This is a genomic window from Streptomyces sp. CS113, from assembly GCF_002188365.1.
Taxonomy (GTDB): Bacteria; Actinomycetota; Actinomycetes; order Streptomycetales; family Streptomycetaceae; genus Streptomyces; species Streptomyces tendae.
The window spans coordinates 4281636-4297266 of record NZ_KZ195574.1 but is presented as its reverse complement, the minus strand read 5'-3'; the positions used below and the strand labels follow the sequence as shown (position 1 = coordinate 4297266).

Annotated in this window: 14 protein-coding genes and 2 pseudogenes; 7 read left to right on the top strand and 9 right to left on the bottom strand. The window is 73.1% G+C overall.

Annotated features, from left to right (window positions below; genetic code table 11):
- Positions 1-182: 182 nt before the first annotated feature.
- Positions 183-1946: an aspartate--tRNA ligase gene (gene aspS, locus B9W62_RS19000; RefSeq protein WP_087808310.1), complete on the top strand. Its 1764-nt coding sequence runs from the start codon at positions 183-185 to the stop codon at positions 1944-1946.
- Between the two features lie 67 nt (positions 1947-2013).
- Here the strand turns inward: aspS and B9W62_RS40775 are convergent.
- Positions 2014-2166: pseudogene (locus B9W62_RS40775) on the bottom strand (Uma2 family endonuclease); the annotation flags it as partial.
- Here B9W62_RS40775 and B9W62_RS40770 point away from each other — a divergent pair.
- Together B9W62_RS40770 and B9W62_RS18990 are read left to right on the top strand one after the other, a co-directional pair.
- Positions 2166-2249, top strand: a pseudogene (locus tag B9W62_RS40770) (transcriptional regulator); the annotation flags it as partial. The pseudogenes B9W62_RS40775 and B9W62_RS40770 overlap by 1 nt on opposite strands.
- 17 nt (positions 2250-2266) lie before the next feature.
- Positions 2267-2413: a DUF397 domain-containing protein gene (locus B9W62_RS18990; RefSeq protein ID WP_373433691.1), complete on the top strand. Its 147-nt coding sequence runs from the start codon at positions 2267-2269 to the stop codon at positions 2411-2413.
- Here the strand turns inward: B9W62_RS18990 and B9W62_RS18985 are convergent.
- From B9W62_RS18985 to B9W62_RS18975, 3 genes are all read right to left on the bottom strand, one after another.
- On the bottom strand, positions 2352-2717 hold the full coding sequence (locus B9W62_RS18985; RefSeq protein WP_087808307.1) for a PH domain-containing protein: 366 nt from the start codon (positions 2715-2717) through the stop codon (positions 2352-2354). The genes B9W62_RS18990 and B9W62_RS18985 overlap by 62 nt on opposite strands.
- Before the next feature lie 107 nt (positions 2718-2824).
- Complete coding sequence (gene metG / locus B9W62_RS18980) at positions 2825-4441, bottom strand: methionine--tRNA ligase (RefSeq protein WP_087808306.1); 1617 nt, start codon at positions 4439-4441, stop codon at positions 2825-2827.
- A 115-nt stretch (positions 4442-4556) separates the two neighbouring features.
- On the bottom strand, positions 4557-5897 hold the full coding sequence (locus B9W62_RS18975) for a VWA domain-containing protein (RefSeq protein ID WP_087808305.1): 1341 nt from the start codon (positions 5895-5897) through the stop codon (positions 4557-4559).
- 263 nt (positions 5898-6160) lie between these two features.
- Between B9W62_RS18975 and B9W62_RS18970 the strand changes: the two genes are divergently transcribed.
- Positions 6161-8239: a PhoX family protein gene (locus B9W62_RS18970; RefSeq protein WP_087808304.1), complete on the top strand. Its 2079-nt coding sequence runs from the start codon at positions 6161-6163 to the stop codon at positions 8237-8239.
- A gap of 44 nt (positions 8240-8283) precedes the next feature.
- On the opposite strand, the gene B9W62_RS18965 is transcribed toward B9W62_RS18970, so the two are convergent.
- From B9W62_RS18965 to B9W62_RS18950, 4 genes are all read right to left on the bottom strand, one after another.
- Complete coding sequence (locus B9W62_RS18965) at positions 8284-9315, bottom strand: endonuclease/exonuclease/phosphatase family protein (protein ID WP_087808303.1); 1032 nt, start codon at positions 9313-9315, stop codon at positions 8284-8286.
- Between the two features lie 126 nt (positions 9316-9441).
- Entirely contained in the window at positions 9442-9813 is a 372-nt protein-coding gene (locus B9W62_RS18960) for an ADP-ribosylation/crystallin J1 (RefSeq protein WP_179235555.1), read from the bottom strand.
- 45 nt (positions 9814-9858) lie between these two features.
- Positions 9859-10788, bottom strand: coding sequence for a hypothetical protein (locus tag B9W62_RS18955; protein ID WP_087808301.1), 930 nt, complete (start codon positions 10786-10788; stop codon positions 9859-9861).
- 72 nt (positions 10789-10860) lie between these two features.
- On the bottom strand, positions 10861-11373 hold the full coding sequence (locus B9W62_RS18950; protein ID WP_087808300.1) for a hypothetical protein: 513 nt from the start codon (positions 11371-11373) through the stop codon (positions 10861-10863).
- A 93-nt stretch (positions 11374-11466) separates the two neighbouring features.
- Between B9W62_RS18950 and B9W62_RS18945 the strand changes: the two genes are divergently transcribed.
- Together B9W62_RS18945 and B9W62_RS18940 are read left to right on the top strand one after the other, a co-directional pair.
- Positions 11467-12729 (top strand): PP2C family protein-serine/threonine phosphatase, encoded by a 1263-nt coding sequence (locus tag B9W62_RS18945; protein WP_087808299.1) that lies wholly within the window; start codon positions 11467-11469, stop codon positions 12727-12729.
- A gap of 65 nt (positions 12730-12794) precedes the next feature.
- Positions 12795-13874, top strand: coding sequence for a hypothetical protein (locus B9W62_RS18940; protein WP_087808298.1), 1080 nt, complete (start codon positions 12795-12797; stop codon positions 13872-13874).
- A 97-nt stretch (positions 13875-13971) separates the two neighbouring features.
- On the opposite strand, the gene B9W62_RS40210 is transcribed toward B9W62_RS18940, so the two are convergent.
- Positions 13972-14148 carry a hypothetical protein gene (locus B9W62_RS40210; protein WP_087808297.1) on the bottom strand — a complete coding sequence of 59 codons (177 nt, stop codon included), beginning with the start codon at positions 14146-14148 and terminating at the stop codon, positions 13972-13974.
- A gap of 112 nt (positions 14149-14260) precedes the next feature.
- Here B9W62_RS40210 and B9W62_RS18930 point away from each other — a divergent pair, with 112 nt between their 5' ends.
- On the top strand, positions 14261-15610 hold the full coding sequence (locus B9W62_RS18930; protein ID WP_087808296.1) for a helix-turn-helix domain-containing protein: 1350 nt from the start codon (positions 14261-14263) through the stop codon (positions 15608-15610).
- Positions 15611-15631: the final 21 nt, after the last annotated feature.

The following is a 15631-nucleotide window of genomic DNA, read 5'->3' as shown; positions in this document are numbered from 1 at the left end:
GAAGATGTGCTCGGACATGGCCACCGCTCGCCCGGACGCCGGGGCGGGCCGGGAGCGGACTCCCGGCGGGCCGCTCACACGTCAATGGGGAGGAAGGCAGCCGTTGCTGCCCGGTACGCTGGGGTTGTTTCACGTGAAACGCGAAACGCCATCCCCGATCCGCGAAGGCTGGATGAACGACGATGCATCGGTACAGGTCCCACACCTGCGGCGAGCTCCGCTCCTCTGACGTCGGCACCGACGTCCGACTGAGTGGCTGGCTGCACAATCGGCGCGACCTGGGCGGCATCCTCTTCATCGATCTGCGCGATCACTACGGCATCACGCAGCTCGTCGCCCGTCCGGGCACCGAGGCGTACGCGGCGCTGGACAAGCTGACCAAGGAATCGACCGTTCGGGTCGACGGCCAGGTCGTCTCCCGCGGCGCCGACAACATCAACCCCGACCTGCCCACCGGCGAGGTCGAGGTCGAGGTGGGCGAGGTCGAGCTGCTGGGCGCCGCCCAGCCGCTGCCCTTCACCATCAACACCGAGGACGGGGTCAACGAGGAGCGGCGCCTGGAGTACCGCTTCCTGGACCTGCGCCGCGAGCGCATGCACCGCAACATCATGCTGCGCACCTCGGTCATCGCCTCGATCCGCAGCAAGATGGTGGCCCTCGGCTTCAACGAGATGGCGACGCCCATCCTCACCGCCACCTCCCCCGAGGGCGCCCGCGACTTCGTGGTCCCCTCCCGCCTGCACGCGGGCCGCTTCTACGCCCTGCCGCAGGCGCCGCAGCAGTTCAAGCAGCTGCTGATGATCTCCGGCTTCGACCGGTACTTCCAGATCGCGCCCTGCTTCCGCGACGAGGACGCCCGCGCCGACCGCTCGCCCGGCGAGTTCTACCAGCTCGACGTCGAGATGAGCTTCGTCGAGCAGGAGGACGTCTTCCAGCCGGTCGAGCGGCTGATGACGGAGCTGTTCACGGAGTTCGGCGGCGGCCGTGAGGTGACCTCCCCCTTCCCGCGGATCCCGTTCCGCGAGGCGATGCTGAAGTACGGCTCCGACAAGCCGGACCTGCGCGCCCAGCTGGAGCTGGTCGACATCACCGACGTCTTCGAGGGCTCGGAGTTCAAGGCCTTCGCCGGCAAGCACGTGCGCGCGCTGCCCGTCCCGGACGTCTCGGCGCAGCCCCGCAAGTTCTTCGACCAGCTCGGCGACTACGCCGTCTCGCAGGGCGCCAAGGGCCTGGCCTGGGTCCGCGTCGGCGAGGACGGCAAGCTGTCCGGCCCGATCGCCAAGTTCCTCACCGAGGCCAACGTCGCGGAGCTGACCAAGCGGCTCTCCCTGGCCCCCGGCCACGCGGTGTTCTTCGGCGCGGGCGAGTTCGACGAGGTCTCGAAGATCATGGGCGCGGTGCGGGTCGAGGCCGCCCGGCGCGCCGGGCACTTCGAGGAGAACGTCTTCCGGTTCTGCTGGATCGTCGACTTCCCGATGTACGAGAAGGACGAGGAGACGGGGAAGATCGACTTCTCCCACAACCCGTTCTCGATGCCGCAGGGCGGCATGGACGCCCTGGAGAACCAGGACCCGCTGGACATCCTGGCCTGGCAGTACGACATCGTCTGCAACGGCGTCGAGCTGTCCTCCGGCGCCATCCGGAACCACGAGCCGGAGATCATGCTGAAGGCCTTCGAGATCGCGGGCTACGACGCGGAGACCGTCGAGCGCGAGTTCGCAGGCATGCTGCGCGCCCTGCGCTTCGGCGCCCCGCCGCACGGTGGCATCGCCCCGGGCGTCGACCGCATCGTCATGCTGCTGGCCGACGAGCCCAACATCCGCGAGACCATCGCCTTCCCGCTCAACGGCAACGCCCAGGACCTGATGATGGGCGCCCCGACCGAGCTGGACGAGACCCGGCTGAGGGAACTGCACCTGACGGTGCGCAAGCCGCAGCCGAAGTAGTCCGCCGACGGCACGCACAGGGGCCCGGCACCGGATCACTCTCCGGCGCCGGGCCCCTTCGTCGTCCTCACCCCTGGTCCTGGCCTTCCTCCTGGTAGAGCGGCAGGTCCTGGGTCGAGACGGTCCAGTCGGCGATGGTGACGTCCTCGCCGTAGACGAAGTCCTTGCGGGTGGCATAGCGAGGGCCCTCGGGAGTGACGTGGATGTCGGTGAGGACGGCGGCAGCCGAAGCTGCGCCGGGAGGCCCTGGGGATGCGAGCCGATGAGGCCGGCCAGGCCGTGGGACACGGCGAGGACCTCGTCTGCGGCGCCCCGGCACCGTGCACGTCCGCGACTCCAAGTACCGGGGCGCGAGCCCACGCCTCGCCTTGGCGGCGGAGGCGTGGGCGGGGTTCGTGGCCGGGTCTAGCGCGCCACGAACTGGGTCAGGATGGCCTGGACCTCGTAGATGTCGACGCCCTTGGTGAAGGTCTTCTGGATGGGGGCCTGGGAGCCGGAGAGCCAGATCTTCAGTTCGGCGTCGAGGTCGAAGGTGCCTGCCGTCTCCACCGCGAAGTGCGTGATGCTGCGGTACGGGATCGAGTGGTACTCGGTCTTCTTGCCGGTGATGCCCTGCTTGTCGACCAGGATCAGCCGACGGTCGGTGAACAGGATGGTGTCGCGGATCAGCAGATAGGCCGCGTGGACCTGCTCGCCCTGGCCGAGCAGACGCGCGTACTCCTGCTGCGCCTGGCCCGGATCGATGCTGTGCGCGTTGCCGAACAGTGCCATGGATGTCCCCCCACGTGACGTGATTTCGTTCTTTGTTCGATCTTCGCAAACGCGGAGGGCCCGGGAGAAGCTTCCGCCTCTCCCGGGCCCCTGCTGTAGCGAGCGCGTTACGCGGTCGGCTTCTCTTCGAGACGCGGGAAGAGCACCGCGCCCTTGGTGACCGTCGCGCCGGAGGGCAGCCGTCCCCAGTCGGCCGCGTCCTGGACCCGCTGGTCGGCGAGGGCGCCCAGGGCGGGCTCGGCGCCGAGGGAGTCCCAGAGCTTCTGGGAGGTGTCCGGCATGATCGGGTTCAGGAGGACCGCCACCGCGCGCAGGGACTCCGCGGCCGTGTAGAGGATCGTCGCCAGGCGGGCCTTGCCCTCCGGGCTGTCGTCCTTCGCGACCTTCCAGGGCTCCTGCTCGGTGATGTAGCCGTTGACCTGCTTGACGAAGTCGAAGACCGCCAGGATGCCGCCCTGGAAGTCCAGCTCCTCGCCGATCTTCCGGTCGGCCTCCGGGACGGCCTTGGCCAGCCCGTCGTGGATCGCCTTCTCCGCGTCCCCGTCGGCCGTCGCGGCCGGCAGCTCGCCGCCGAAGTACTTGCCGACCATGGCCGCGACGCGGGAGGCGAGGTTGCCGTAGTCGTTGGCCAGCTCGCTGGTGTAGCGGGCGGAGGAGTCCTCCCAGGAGAAGCTGCCGTCCTGGCCGAACGCGATCGCGCGCAGGAAGTACCAGCGGTACGCGTCCACGCCGAAGTGCGAGGTCAGGTCCTGCGGCTTGATGCCGGTCAGGTTGGACTTCGACATCTTCTCGCCGCCGACCATCAGCCAGCCGTTCGCGGCGATCTTCCCGGGCAGGGGCAGGCCCTGCGCCATCAGCATGGCCGGCCAGATGATCGCGTGGAAGCGGAGGATGTCCTTGCCGACCAGGTGCACGTCGGCGGGGAACGTCGACTCGAACTTCTCCGGGTTCTCGTTGTAGCCGACCGCCGTCGCGTAGTTCAGCAGGGCGTCGACCCACACGTAGATGACGTGCTTGTCGTCCCAGGGGACCGGCACGCCCCAGTCGAAGGTCGAGCGGGAGATGGAGAGGTCCTGGAGGCCCTGGCGGACGAAATTCACGACCTCGTTGCGCGCGGACTCGGGCTGGATGAAGCCCGGGTTGGCCTCGTAGTGGGCGAGCAGCTTCTCGCTGTACTCGCTCAGCTTGAAGAAGTAGTTCTCCTCGCTGAGGATCTCCACCGGCTTCTTGTGGATCGGGCACAGCTTCTGCCCCGCGTACTCGCCCTCGCCGTCGAGCAGCTCGCCGGGGAGCTTGTACTCCTCGCAGCCCACGCAGTACGGGCCCTCGTAGCCGCCCTTGTAGATCTCGTCCTTGTCGTACAGGTCCTGCACGAACTCCTGGACGCGGTCGGTGTGCCGCTTCTGCGTGGTGCGGATGAAGTCGTCGTTCGCGATGTCGAGGTGCTCCCACAGGGGCTTCCACGACTCCGTGACGAGCTTGTCGGCCCAGGCCTGCGGGGTGACCCCGTTCGCCTCGGCCGTGCGCATGATCTTCTGACCGTGCTCGTCCGTGCCGGTGAGGTACCACACCTTCTCGCCGCGCTGGCGGTGCCAGCGGGTGAGCACGTCGCCTGCGACGGTCGTATAGGCGTGGCCCAGGTGAGGAGCGTCGTTGACGTAGTAGATGGGGGTCGAGACGTAGTACGCCTTCGCCCCCTGCTTCTCGGTTCCAGTGGCCGCCATGGTCGAAATCCTACTGGGCCCGTGGAGATCGACTCACACGCGTTTCGGGGGGTGGACGCAGGGGTTCCCCTTCGTCCACCCCCCGAGGGGCCGTGCGTGCGGCCGCTGTGACCGGCTACGGGCGCCAGGTGGCCAGTACGGCCTCGTACAGCTCCTTGTCGGTCAGTTCCTTCGGGGTCTCGCCGGCCAGGAAGTGGGAGGCGTTGCCCGTCTTGAGCTTGCGGAGGTAGTCGAAGGCCTTGTTCTCCGGGTCACCGAAGGCGACGAAGGAGAAGTGGACGTTCGGGTGGTTCGCCGCCGCGTCGGTGAGGGACTGGGTGGCGGGGGTCTTGGCGTCGGGGGCGCCGTCGGTCTGGAAGATCACCAGGGCGGGGGTGCCGGGGGCCGCTTCCTTGGCGTGGTGGGCGAGGACTGCCTCGACGGCGGCGTGGTAGCTGGTGCGGCCCATGCGGCCGAGCGCCGCGTGCAGCTCGTCGATCTTGTTCTCGTGGTCGGTGAGGGTGAGGTCGCCGGTGCCGTCCACTTCCGTGGAGAAGAACGTGACATGGACCGTGGCCTCGGGGTCCAGGTGCGCCGCGAGCGCGAGGGTCTGCTCGGCGAGGGCCTGGGCGGAGCCGTCCTTGTAGTACGGGCGCATGGAGGCGGAGCGGTCGAGGACGAGGTGGACCTTGGCGCGGGTGCCGGTGAGGTCGTACTTCTTGAGGGCGGTGCCGGCGGCCTTGTAGGCGGTGGTGAGGCCGGGGGCGCGGGAGCGGAGCCTTGCGGGGGTGGTGGCCGGCTTTGACGCCTCGGCTTCGCCTTCGGCGTCCGGGTTTCCACGGGGTGCCACCGGCGGGGGGGCGGGCTGTGACGCCTCGGCTTCGCCTTCGGCGTCCGTGTTCCCACCCGCACCACCCGTGCTGCCTTCGTTGTCGGGTGCGGGTGGCCCCTGTGGGGTGTCCTCGCCGTCGGCGGCTGCGGGTTCCGGGGTGGTGGTGGCGGCCGGGGCGGCCGCCTCGGCCTTCGGCTCCGCCTTGGCCTCCGGCTCTGCCTCGGCCTTCGGCGTCGGCTCTGCCTGGGTCTCCGGCTCTGCCTTGGCCTCCGGTTCCGCCTTGGCCTCCGGTTCCGCCTCGGCCTCCGGTTCCGCCTTGGCCTCCGGTTCCGCCTTGGGTTGCGGATCCGGGGGCGTGGCTGCTTCCGGGGTTGTTGGCTTGGGGACCGTGACGTTGGTGAAGGCGGCCTTGACGAGGTCGTGTTCGTCGGGGGTGGGTTCCGAGCGGGGCTCGGGGATCTGGGAGGCCTCCGGCTCGGCGGGGGCGGTCTCGGCCGGCTCCGCGGGTGCGGTGGGCTGGGACGGGAGCTTCGGCTCCGGTGCGGTGACCGGCGGTGCCGTCTCCTGCGTCGCACCCTCCTCCTGTGCGGTCCGTTCCTTGCGTGAGCGGCCGAACGCGTTCCGCAGGAGAGTGAGAATGCCCATGTGCGCAACCCTTCGAGTGAGTTGGTGCCGTCAATCCCTGGCCAGGACGGACACGTAAGGTTAGCGGTCCCGGCTTGTGATCTTGTGCAGGGTCTGGCATGCGGGCGCCGACGCGTCAAGGTCGGATCCGGACGCGGTCGCGATTCCCCGGCGGATTCCGCGGGTTCACCCTCCGTTCACCGCGACGCCCGGTCCCCGCACGTATGTGCACCTACGGTCGCGCTGACACCAGGGCATACAGGGATTCTCAAGGGGAGAACACAGTGCGCAAGCTCCTGCCGTTGATCGGGACGCCGTCCGGCTCGCATCCGGGCGGCCGGTCCGCGATGACCTGCCGTTTCCGGTGTGGTGACGCCTGCTTCCACGAGGTGCCGAACACCAGCTCCAACGAGTACGTCGGCGATGTCATCGCCGGTGCGCTCAGCCGCCGTTCCATGATGCGGGCCGCCGCCGTCGTGACCGTCGCCGCGGCCGGCGCCGGGGCGGTGGGCGTGGCGGGGGCGCCGTCGGCGCAGGCCGCGCCCGCGGCCGGAAAGGGACACGGGAAGCCGTCCCGGACGCAGGGTGCGCGAGGGCTGCGGTTCACGCCCGTCGCGCCCAACACGGACGACGCCGTGACCGTCCCGGAGGGGTACCGCCAGGACGTCGTCATCCGTTGGGGTGAACCCATCCTGCGCGGGGCGCCCGCCTTCGACGCCGAGAAGCAGACCGCCAAGGCGCAGGCCGGGCAGTTCGGTTACAACAACGACTTCCTCGCGCTGCTGCCGCTGCGCGGCGAGCACGACCGCCAGCTCCTCGTCGCGAACCACGAGTACACCGACGAGGTGCTCATGTTCCGCGGCTACGACCCCGAGAACCCGACCCGCGAGCAGGTCGAGATCGCCTGGGCCGCGCACGGGCTGTCCGTCGTCGCCGTGGAGGAGGAAAGGAGGAGCGGGCGGCTCACGGCCGTGTCGCGGCATCGGCTCAACCGGCGGGTCACCGCCACCAGCGAGTTCCGGCTGACCGGCCCGGCCGCCGGGTCCGACCTGGTGAAGACCTCCGCCGACCGCAGCGGCCGCAAGGTGCTCGGCACCCTCAACAACTGCTCCGGCGGCACCACCCCGTGGGGCACGACGCTGCACGGCGAGGAGAACTTCAACCAGTACTTCGCCAACGCCTCCAGCGCCACCGACAAGCGGTACGGGATCGGGACCGGCGCCACCGAGCGCAAGTGGGAGCGGTTCGACAAGCGGTTCGACGTCGCCCAGGAGCCGAACGAGGTGCACCGGTTCGGGTACGTCGTCGAGCTGGACCCGTACGACCCGGAGTCGACGCCGCGCAAGCACACGCTGCTCGGCCGGTTCAAGCACGAGGCCGCGACCGTGCGGCTGACGCACGACGGGCGGCCGGTCGTCTACACCGGCGACGACGAGCGGTTCGACTACTTCTACAAGTTCGTCGGCAGCAAGCGGATGCGGCACGGCACCTCCCGCTGGGCGCGCGAGCACAACCTCTCGCTGCTCGACGAGGGGACGCTGTACGTCGCCAAGCTCGACGGCGACTCTCCGGCCATCGAGATCGACGGGTCGGGGACGCTGCCGCGCGACGGCGAGTTCGACGGGGGCGGCCGGTGGATTCCGCTGGTCACCGCCACGGAGCGCGGTGCCGTCTCGCACGTCGACGGGATGAGCGCCGAGGAGGTGTGCGTCTTCACGCGGCTCGCCGGGGACAAGGTCGGCGCGACCAAGATGGACCGGCCCGAGGACATCGAGCCGTCGCCCACCACCGGCAAGGTGTACGTCGCCCTGACCAACAACACCAACCGCGGCAAGAGCGGCTACGCGGGTCCCGACGAGGCCAACCCGCGCAACTCCAACAAGCACGGCCACGTGCTGGAGCTGACCGAGCGCTGGAACCGCGCCGACGCCACCACCTTCGGGTGGTCGCTGTTCCTGGTCGCCGGTGACCCGGAGGACCCGGCGACCTACTTCGCGGGCTTCCCCAAGGACCGGGTCAGCCCGATCTCCTGCCCGGACAACGTCGCCTTCGACGACCACGGCAACCTGTGGATCTCCACCGACGGCAACGCGCTGGGCTCGCACGACGGCCTCTTCGGCGTGGCGACCAAGGGTGACCGGCGCGGTGAGCTGAAGCAGTTCCTGACCGTGCCGACCGGCGCGGAGACCTGCGGTCCGCTCGTCCAGGACCGGCGGGTGCTGGTCGCCGTGCAGCACCCGGGCGAGGTCGACGGCGCCTCCGTGGAGCAGCCGGCCAGCACCTGGCCCGACGGGCCCGGGAAGATCGTGCGCCCGGCGGTCGTGGCGGTGTGGCGCGCGGACGGCCGCGACATCGGCGTCTGAGCCCGCCCCGCGAGGCTCAGAAGCAGGCAGGAGCGGGAGCGGGGTCAGCCTTCCGCCGCGTGCAGGGTCAGGTCGACGACCAGCGCGCGGTGGTCGGTGCCGGCCAGGTCCAGGAAACGGGCGTCGCGTGCGGCGAAGTCCTCGGACACCAGCACGTGGTCGATCTGCACGCCGAACACGGGGAGGGTCCTCGCGGGCCAGCTGGGCGTGCGGTCCTCGCCCGCGAGCCGGGCGGCGTCGCGCAGTCCCGTGTCGAGGATGCGGCGGAAGGCGGCGTGGTCCTGGGAGGCGTTGAAGTCGCCGGCCAGGACCACGGGCGCCCCACCGCCGTCGCCGGTGGCGGCGGTCGCGGCCGCGTCGCGCAGGGCGTCCAGTTCCTCGCGCCACCGGCCCACCCGGTCCGCCAGCGGCGGCATCGGGTGGGCGAGCTGGAGCCGTACGGGGTGGCCGCGTACGTCGGCGACGGCGCCCGGCATGCCCAGGGTGCCGGGGACGGCGGGGGCGGCCTTCAGCGGGAGGGCGCTCAGGATCACGGAGCCCTTGGCGCCGTCGCCCTCGACGGCCCGCCGGTGCGGGTAGCCGGCGGCCAGGTCGCGCCGCAGCGCCGCGTCGCACGTGGACTCGCACTCCTGTACGAACACGAGGTCGGGCTTCTCCCGGCGCACGGCGGCGATCAGCGCGTCGGTGCCCTGCCCGAACTCCACGTTGGAGGTCAGCACCCGCACCTCGGCGACCGGCGGCCCGGTGGGCTCCCCGCTCTTGCCGTACGGCTCGATGAACCACGCCAGCAGTCCGAGCAGCGCGACGCCCCACACCGCGCCGGTCCACCACCGGGCGAGCAGCGTGAGCAGGAGCCCGGCGCCGGTCGGCACCAGCAGCCAGGGCAGGAAGGCGAGGAGCTGCGGCACGGGGGTGACGCCGTCGGTGTCGGCGACCCGGCAGCCGACGACCGCGCTCACCGAGGCGAACAGCAGCCCGGCGCACCAGGCCCCGAGGCGCCGTCCGGTGCGGCGGGGCGGCCACCCGTCGTCGGGGTCCGTCCACGCGCCGTTCGCCGTGTCGGTCTCCGTCTCCACGTCCGGCCCTCCGCTCGCGGGTGCGATGCCGCATCCTCCCTCAAGGACCGGGCCGGGGAGCCGGAAGTTGCCCCGCCCCGCCCCGCCCCGCCCCGGCCGGCATCGGCATCGGTACTGGTCCCGGCGCTACGTCTGCGCGTGGAACTCCCGTACGACCTCGATGCGGCCCACGATGTGCCGGTTGAACTCCGCCAGGTCCTCCGCCGGGACCCACAGCTCCAGGATGGTCTCGCCGCCGGCCTGCCGTACCGGGTAGCGCGCGAGGAAGGCGGTGCCGACCTCGAAGCGGGTGACGTAGCCCGAGCCGGAGGCCGGGACGTTCCAGTCGCGGGCGATGCGGACGGCGTAGTCCTCGTTGAGGACCGGGTAGAAGATCGGCTGCTCGGGCAGGCGCGGCGGCCAGGCCGTCCAGCCGGAGGCCTCGACGAGCGCCAGCTCCTCGGGGCCGGTCGGCCGCCACAGGGTCGTCGTGCTGGTCTCGGTCCGGTGCGCGGTCATGGTCGGCGACGTTAGCCGCCGGGGCGCGGGCCCCGCCAAGCGGTTTCAGAGGCGGGTGCGGCTCGGCCGGGGCGGGGCGGGCTCGGCCGGGGGCTCCGTGAGGGGCGTCCGGCGTGCCGGACGCCCGTACCGGCCGGTGAGCCAGGAGGCCAGGGCGACGGCGAGGCCGAGGGCGACGAGGAGCCAGGAGGCGGTGCGCAGCGTTGCGGTGAGGGCGTCGTAGACGGCGCCGACGGCGCCCGCGGCCGGGCCGTCCACCGGGCCGGGGAGTTCGGCGACGGTGAGCCGGCGGCCGACCGGCACGGCGAGGGCGAGCAGGGCTCCGCCGAGGGCGGTGCCGATGCCCGCCGCCGTGACGGCCCGGCGGCGGCAGGCGGCGACGGCGATGCCGGTGACCGCGAAGGCGACGGCCGCGAGCGGCAGCCAGAAGGCGGCGACGTCGAGCACGTGGTAGCCCTTCCTGAGCCGGTCCGCCTCGTGGGCCGGGAGCACGGTGACCGCGGTGTGCCGGACGGGGATGCGCCGGGCGAAGGGCACGTGGTCCTCGGCGAGCCGGTCCCGCACGCGCTCGGTGACGGGGGCCAGGTCGACGGTGACCGCCCCTCCGGCGGCACCGTCGTCGCGCAGGGCGCGCAGTACGGCGGCGTGGACGGTGCGGTTGGCCGCGTCCCAGCCCTCGTGGAAGGCCTCGGTGCGGGTGAACGACCGGGCCGCGTCGCGCACGAAGAGCCGCACGGCGCCGTTCACGGGGCCGGCCGTGGCCTCGTCGACGAACCCCGTGAACCCGGCGCCCAGCGTGTCGGCGGCCGCGTCCCGTACGGCCGGGTCGTCGGCGAGCGGGGCCACGGCCGCCACGTACCGGCCCGTGTCGGCGGGCCCGTGCATCGCCCAGCCCGCCAGCGTGGCGCACGGTGCGAGCAGGCTGGCGAGGGCGATGAGGACGGCCGACAGGGCGCTCCGGGAGCGGGGGGACACCCTCCCAGGCAAACCCCCGCGCTCCCGCCGGGCGACCGGCGTGACTGCATATGGCCCCCCGCCGCGCGCCGGTCAGGTGTTCCGGGTGGTCCCGGTACGGGCGGGGGCGAGGGCGCGGGTGTGGGCCGTCCGGGCCTCCTCGGCGTCCTGGTGCGTGGCGTAGTGGTAGTACAGCCCGGCCGTCACCGCCGCCGCGAGCAGCAGGGACACGAGGACGCAGGTGAACATGGCCACGCCGCTGCCCGAGTACAGGAAGCCCAGCGCGCTGCCCGCGAACGCCCCCCACAGCACCGCGTGGCCCTCGCGCGGCAGCCGGTCGGCCACCGCGCGGACCACGTACCAGAGGATGGCGAACGCGAGCACGGTCATGAAGCCGAACAGCAGGTTCCAGCCGGTGATGGGGCCGCCGTGGCGGCGGATGGACGCGGCCCAGTAGCCGTAGACCAGGCCGATCGCCAGGGGCATCGCCCACTTCGCCAGCAGGTGGGTCCGCTCGCCGAAGACGTCGGGCGGCGTGTGCCCGGACGCGCCCGTGCCGGTGCGGGCGCCGGTGGACGTTCCGCGTGTGGGTACCGCGTGAGCCATGGGAGCACTCCTCTCGCCTCGCCCCGTTTCCCCCCGTCTACCAGGGCACACCTGGGCCCGCCGACTGGCAAGTCAGGGCGCGGGGCGGTCGGGATGCGGGCCGCTCGGACGCGTGTTTCGCTGGGGCCCGTGAGGGGTCGTGTCCGCAGGCCGGTGCGCGCCCGGTGGCGGCCGCTCGGCCGGCTCGTGCACGCCGCCGGACGGGGCGACGTGATGTCCCGGCACGAACTGCTCAGTGTGCGGGGGCACAGCGTCGCCTGGCTGGTCCCGCTGGTGATGCTCGCGAGCATCGCCGTCGTCGACGTCAGCACCGGCGCGTTCGAGATCATCTCCTGGACCGTGCTCGTGCCCGGAGTCTCCGCCGCGATCTGCGGGGTGCGGACCACGGCCTTCTACACGGTCGTCGCCATCGCGCTCTACATCTTCGCCGACACCATCGCGCGGCACCGGGACGAGACCGGGCTGCCCGGCCTGGTCCTCGTCGCCCTCGGCGGCGGGATCGCCGTGGTGGCGGCCGGTGTCCGGGTCGGCGGGGAGCGGCGCATGCTGCACATGCGGGACATCGCCGACACCACCCGCCGCACCGTGCTGCGTCCGCTGCCGGTGGGCTTCGGCGGTATCGACCACGCCGCCGTGTACCTCTCCGCGGACAGCGAGGCCCGCGTCGGCGGCGACTTCTACGACATCCAGCCGGGACCGTACGGCACCCGCGTCCTCGTCGGCGACGTGCAGGGCAAGGGCCTCGGCGCGGTGGAGACGGCCGCCGCGCTGCTCGGCACCTTCCGCGAGGCCGCCTACCACGAACCGGACCTCGCGACGGTCGCCGAGCGCCTGGAGGTGCGCATGGTGCGCCACCGCGCGCACACCGCCGCCCTCGGCCGGTCCGACGGCGACCGGTTCGCCACCGCCGTGCTGATCGGTTTCTCCCCCGGCCTGCCGGACGCCGTCGACGCCGTCGTCTTCGGCCACGAGCCGCCGCTGGCGGTCGGCCCCCGCGGGGTGCGCGTACTGCCGGTCGTGGGCGGGCTGCCGCTGGGCATGGCCGATCTGGCGCCCGACGGCCGGTCCGGGGCGACGCCGCCGGTGCACCGGCTGAGCCTGGCCGAGGACGAGACGCTGCTGCTGGTCACCGACGGGGTGACCGAGGCCCGGGACCCCGGCGGGGTCTTCTACCGGCCGGCCGACGACATCGCCCGCGCCGTCGCCGCCGACGCGCGCAGCGCCGGGCCGGCGCGGCTGGTGTCCCTCGTCCGGGACGGCACGCTGCGGCACTGCCGGGGGCGGGTGGCCGACGACACCACGGTCTTCGCGGTACGGCGGACACCGGGCGACCGGGAGCCGGCCGCCGACGGCTGAGTGCCCCGCTGCGCGGCCGCAGCGGTTACGGTGCTGCGGTACGTGATCGACATGGGGGAGGGGACATGCCCGGAACCGTGCTGCTGCTCGCGGCGGCGCCCGTGGGCCGTGGGTGCCTGGTGGACGCCGCCTCCGTGCTCCCCGTGCTCGCGGCCGTGCCGCCCGCCGTGCTCGCCGGCACCGACACGGCGAACGTCGTCGAACTCGCCGACCCGCTGGAGCCGCAGGCGGTCCTCACCCGGCTGCGGGCCGCGGCGGCGGCTCCCGGACCGCTCACGGTCTACGTCGCCGGGCAGCTCCAGCTGGACCGGCGCCAGCGCCTGCCGCACCTGGCGCTGGCCCGCACGACGCCGTCGACCGTCCGCTACACCGCGCTGCCCTGGCACTGGATCCGCGAGGAGCTGCGGCTGCGGCCGAGCGGCGCGACGACGCTGCTGCTCGATCTGCACGCGGACCAGGAGACCTGGGAGTGGCTGCGGACCCGGCCGCTCGACTCCGGGCGCAACAACGCCGTCTACGGCCGGGTCGCGCCGCCGCCCGCGCGGCGGACGGTGGCCGTCCCGTCGTACATGCGGGGCGTCGCGACGATCCTGCGCAGCGGGCACCGGCCGCCGCCGGACGAGCTGCACCAGCAGGCGCTGGCCCGGGCCGCGGCCGACGGGGCGGGCGGCGGCGCGGTGGCGGGCCGGGACCTGGTGCTGACGGCGCCGGGGCCGGTGGCGGGCGATCCGCACGCCGTCATCGCCGCGGCCGTGCGGTCCGGGCGGCACGGGGACGCCGACGCGCTCGCCGCCCGGCACGAGCGGGCCGCGGCCCACGCGTACGGGCCCGCCTCCGAGGACGCGCTGCACTGGACCGAGGTCCGGGCCGACCTGGCGATGTTCGCGGGCGACCCGGTGCGCAGCTGCCGGACCTGGCTGACGGTGGCCGAGGCCCGGCTGGGCGCCGGACAGCCCCCGCAGGCACCCGCGGTGGAGGCGGCCGTCGACCGGGCCCACCACCAGTGGGGGCTGGTCCGCGACGCCGGACGGGCCCGCGAACTGGGCGCGGCCCTCGCCGCGCTGCGCGGCCGCGTACCGGGCCGCCGCGAGGGCGCCCTGGACCACGTCCAGCGCGAACTGAGCCGGCTCCAGACCCAGGGCTGAGGCCAGCCCTCCCGGTGGGTGGTGCGGGTGGTGCGGGCGGTGCGGGCGGTGCACATGGTTCAGCGCGTGGTGCGGGTGTCGGGTGGCCGGGGGACGCCTAGCCGTCCGACGAGGCCAGCTCCTCCGCGGGCGGGGCGATCTCGTGGCCCGGGGCCGGGGCGTGGGCCGAGTCCGTGGGGCCCGCGTTCGCGGCCAGCAGCAGGCAGGCCACGGCGGCCAGGGCGGCGGCGACGGCTCTGGCGTAACGTTCGGCTGCGCGGGTGCGTACGGGCACGGTGTCCTCTGCGGGATCAGGGATTGTGTCAAGCGCGGTTAAGCACGCTTAATACCCGGTTTAACCTAGAGCCGTCCGAGCCGAACGGCAAGAGCCTCATGGGGAGTTGGCAGTGGGGGACCGTGACGACCGAAACGCCATCGGGCGCCGGGTGCAGCGGCTGCGGGCCGAGCGCGGGATGACCCAGCGCCAGCTCGCGGAGCCGGCGTACACACCCGCGTACATCTCCACCCTGGAGGCCGGCCGGGTCCGCCCCTCCGACGAGGCGCTGCGGCACCTCGCCGACCGGCTCGGCGTCGGCTACGAGGAGCTGGCCACCGGACGCCCCGCCCACCTCGCCACCGACCTGCGGCTGAGGCTCACCGAGGCGCAGCGCACGCTCGCCACCGAGGGCGCCGAACAGGCGGCCGACCAGTACGCCGGGCTGCTCGCCGAGGCCGAGGCGTACGAGCTGCCCGAGGAGCGGGCCGCGGCGCTGCTCGGACTCGGGGAGTGCGCCGTGGAGACCGGCGAACTGGCGGCCGGGCGGCAGTACTTCGAGCGGGCCGAGCAGTGCCTCGTGGAGGCCGGCGCCCCGCTGCCCGCCCGGGTGCCCGCGCTGCGCGGGCGGGCGCTGGCCCACTACCTGGCCGGTGAACTGCGGTACGCCGTCTACCTGCTGGAGACCACCCTCGACGAGCTGAACCGCGGCGGCCTGCACGACCCCGACGCGCTGCTGCTGCTCTACGCCAGCGCGATCGGCCCGTACATGGACATGGGCGCCCACGCGCGCGCGGCCCAGGCCGCCGAACTCGCCCTCTCCCTCGCCCCCAGCGCCGGTGACCCCGCTCTGGTGGCCCGGATGCACCGCTCGGTGGCCCGCACGCTGCTCGCCGAGGGCCGCCTCGCCGACGCCGACGCCTCGCTGGCCAAGGCGGCCGAGCTGTACCGCACGCTGCAACTCCGCACCGAGCTGGCCAACTGCCACTGGATGCGCGGTTACGTCTGCGCCCAGAACGGCGAACTCCCGCGCGCCGAGACGGAGATGCGCGAGGCCCTCGGCATGCTCTCGGCCACCCGTGCCGCCCTCTACAGCAGCCAGGTCGCGGTCGAGCTGGCCGACGTACTGCACCGGCGCGGCAAGTCGGAGGAGGCCGCCGAGCTGCTGCACGGCGTCCTGGACGACCTCTCCTCCGAGCGCGGCGCCGTGCACTCCGCGGGCGCGCACCGGCTGCTCGGCATCATCGCCGAGGACGCCCGGGACACCGAGGCCGCCGAGGAGCACTACGTCCGTGCGCTGAGCCTGCTGGAGCGGGCCGGTGCGGCCGGTGACCTGGCCGACCTGTGCCGGCTCCTGGGCGACCTGCTGCGCCGCACCGGCCGCGTCGAGGCGGCCCTGGACGCGTACCGCACCGGCCTCGGGCACCGCACCGCGCCCGGCACGACCACCCTGGGACCGGCGCCCGCCCAGCCGCCGCTCTAAAGCCTGCCCGGCGGATCACGC

Bases quoted from the DNA above. Each gene is read 5' to 3' on its own strand.
- B9W62_RS18945 (WP_087808299.1), top strand. From the start codon at position 11,467: ATGCGGGCCGCTCGGACGCGTGTTTCGCTGGGGCCCGTGAGGGGTCGT.
- B9W62_RS18950 (WP_087808300.1), bottom strand. From the start codon at position 11,373: ATGGCTCACGCGGTACCCACACGCGGAACGTCCACCGGCGCCCGCACC.
- aspS (WP_087808310.1), top strand. From the start codon at position 183: ATGCATCGGTACAGGTCCCACACCTGCGGCGAGCTCCGCTCCTCTGAC.
- B9W62_RS18975 (WP_087808305.1), bottom strand. From the start codon at position 5,897: ATGGGCATTCTCACTCTCCTGCGGAACGCGTTCGGCCGCTCACGCAAG.
- metG (WP_087808306.1), bottom strand. From the start codon at position 4,441: ATGGCGGCCACTGGAACCGAGAAGCAGGGGGCGAAGGCGTACTACGTC.
- B9W62_RS18940 (WP_087808298.1), top strand. From the start codon at position 12,795: ATGCCCGGAACCGTGCTGCTGCTCGCGGCGGCGCCCGTGGGCCGTGGG.
- B9W62_RS18985 (WP_087808307.1), bottom strand. From the start codon at position 2,717: ATGGCACTGTTCGGCAACGCGCACAGCATCGATCCGGGCCAGGCGCAG.
- B9W62_RS18960 (WP_179235555.1), bottom strand. From the start codon at position 9,813: ATGACCGCGCACCGGACCGAGACCAGCACGACGACCCTGTGGCGGCCG.